Annotated in this window: 2 protein-coding genes; one reads left to right on the top strand and one right to left on the bottom strand. The window is 78.0% G+C overall.

The genetic code is table 11. The annotated features are described in order from the left end of the window. Positions 1 to 284 precede the first annotated feature (284 nt). Positions 285 to 1,028 (bottom strand): class I SAM-dependent methyltransferase, encoded by a 744-nt coding sequence (locus ICW40_RS04045; RefSeq protein ID WP_308121615.1) that lies wholly within the window; start codon positions 1,026 to 1,028, stop codon positions 285 to 287. A 178-nt stretch (positions 1,029 to 1,206) separates the two neighbouring features. On the opposite strand from ICW40_RS04045, the gene ICW40_RS04040 reads away from it, so the two are divergent. Continuing rightward, the coding region (locus ICW40_RS04040) for a hypothetical protein (RefSeq protein WP_374199126.1) at positions 1,207 to 2,426 on the top strand (1,220 nt) is incomplete at its 3' end.

The following is a 2,426-nucleotide window of genomic DNA, read 5'->3' as shown; positions in this document are numbered from 1 at the left end:
GCCCGGGTGCGGCTGCGAGGCGCCCCACGGCGCCTCGCGGGCCTCGTCGGGGCCCGCGCCGGTGGCACTGGCGGGCGCGGCGGCGCCGCACGCCAGGGCGAGGCCCACGACGGCAGCGGTGACGGGGACGAGGCGGTTGCTCACGTGGCTCCTGCGGTTCTCCGGGGCAGGCTGACCCGGGCCCCCGCGCTGATCATCGGCCGCCGCGCGCCCGACCTTGAGGGACCGAGGGCCCGTGTCTGCGCGTCGACCGGGCACGACCGCCGTCGAGGCCCTGAGCGCGCTCAGGCCGAGCGGGGCAGGCGGTACACCGAGACGTGCGACCGCGAGTCGGCCGTGAACGGCGCGCCGGTCCAGTCCGCGTGCCGGCTCTCGAGCTCGAACCCGGCGAGCTGCGCCATGAGGTCGAGCTCGGCGGGCCACACGTACCGGTGCGGGCTCCGGAACACCTGCGCGTCCGGCCCGTCCCCGAACCGCACGTGGTGGGAGACGACGCGCTGGTCGAGCACGTCGTAGGTGTCGATGCCGAGGTAGCCGGGCTGGTGGTGCCACACCGTCGCCTCGCGCCCGGGCGGCAGGGCGCGCAGCTCGGGCACCCACAGCTCGACGACGAACCGACCGCCCGGCACCAGGTGCCGGGCCGCGTTGCGGAAGCACGCGACCTGCTCGGCCTGGGTGAGCAGGTTGGAGATGGTGTTGTACACGAGGAGCACGAGCGAGAACTCCCCCGGGGCCGTCGCCGTGGCCATGTCGCCGAGCACCACCGGGATCGTCGCCTCGTCCACCTTGGTCCGGAGCCGGTCCACCATGTGCTGCGAGAGCTCGATGCCGACGACCGGGACTCCGCGCTCCGCCAGCGGGACGGCGACGCGTCCGGTGCCGATCGCGAGCTCGAGGGCGCGCCCGCCGGCAGCGAGCCCGACCAGCCGGTCGACCGTCGGGCCGAGGACGTCGGGGGCGAACATGCCCGTCCCCGGGGTGTCGTAGGACTGGGCCGCGTCGCGGTCCCACACGTCGCCTGGCTGCACGGCGCGACCGTCCCACGCGGGGGGCGGGCGGACCAGGGGATTTCGTGCCGGACCTGACGCGGCACCCGCTCGGGGTGCCCCGCGCCGCGCGCACGGCGTGCGAGGATGCCGCCCACCGCGAGGACGGCACGTCCGCCAGGCCACGGCACCCGCGGCGGCACGCACCCGAGGAGCGTCCATGACCGCGGTCCGCCTGATGCGCAGGCGTGCACGCGCGCACCGTGGGCTCCTCGCGCTCGTCGTCCTCCAGGTCGCGCTCACGACGGCGGCGGTGGCGGGCATCACCGGGTACGTGTCGGTCGCCGAGCGCGCCAGCGTGCTCGCCACCCTGGCGGCGGCGCCGCCCGGCGACGCGTCCCTGCACCTGCAGGTGCAGCTCGGGGACGACCGGGCCGCGCAGCGCGCCGCCGCCGAGGCCCTCCTCGAGGCGCACCTGGACGACGAGCCCGTGGTCGTGCACACCTCGCTCGCCTCGGGCTCCGTGCCGGCGACCGCCCCGGGTGCCGCGGGCCCGGTGGAGGTCGGCGACGTCGTGCTGTGGTCGGACGACGCGTTCGGCACCGTCGCGGAGCTCACGTCGGGCAGCTGGCCCGACGCGGACGCTGACGCCGCCGACGCTGAGGGCGGGGCCGCGGCCGGGACGTCCGGCAGCCCGGTCCCGGCGACGCTCGAGGCGGGTGCGGCCGCCCGGCTGGGGGTCGGCCCCGGCGACGTGCTGACGCTCGTCCTCGACGACGCGAGCACCGCGCTCGTCGAGGTCACCGGGACCTGGCGCGCACCCACCGACCCGAGGTGGACCGGCGACCCGCTCGTGACCGGCCCCGCCGACGGCGACGACCCGTCCGGCCTGCTGGTCCCCGCGGGCGCGCTCGCGGCGCTCGGCGAGCGCGGCGAGGCGCTGCACGACCGCTGGAACGTGACGCCCGACGGCGACCGCCTGCTGCCCGGCGACCTGCCGGGGCTGGGCGTCGCGCTCGCGGCCGTCGCGGAGGCGTTCGAGGACGACGACGCCGTCGACGTCGGCGGCGTCCGGGCCGACGGCGACCTCGAGGCGACGATCGGCGCCCTCCCCGTCCGGCTCGGCGGCGTCCGCGGGGTCACGACCGCCGCGGTCCTCCTCGTCGTCCTCGCGGGCCTCATCGCGTTCGGCCAGGTCGCGCGGCTGCTCGCCGACCTGCGCCTCGGCGAGACCGTGATCCTGCGGTCGCGCGGGACCTCCGTCGCGCAGGTCACCGGGGCCGCCGTGCTCGAGGCCGCGGTCGTGGGCGTCGCGGGCGCCACGGGCGGCGTGGTCGTCGCCGCGGCCTTCCTCGGCACGCGCGGGTCCGTGCCGACCGCGGCGCTGACGGTCGTCGGCGTCGTGGCCGCGCTCGCGGCGACGGCCGTGCTCGCCGCACG

Origin of the sequence: Actinotalea ferrariae, from assembly GCF_019733465.1 — a bacterium.
GTDB lineage: Bacteria > Actinomycetota > Actinomycetes > Actinomycetales > Cellulomonadaceae > Actinotalea > Actinotalea ferrariae_A.
The sequence above is the reverse complement of the archived record's forward strand: the minus strand, read 5'-3'. Positions and strand labels throughout refer to the sequence as shown.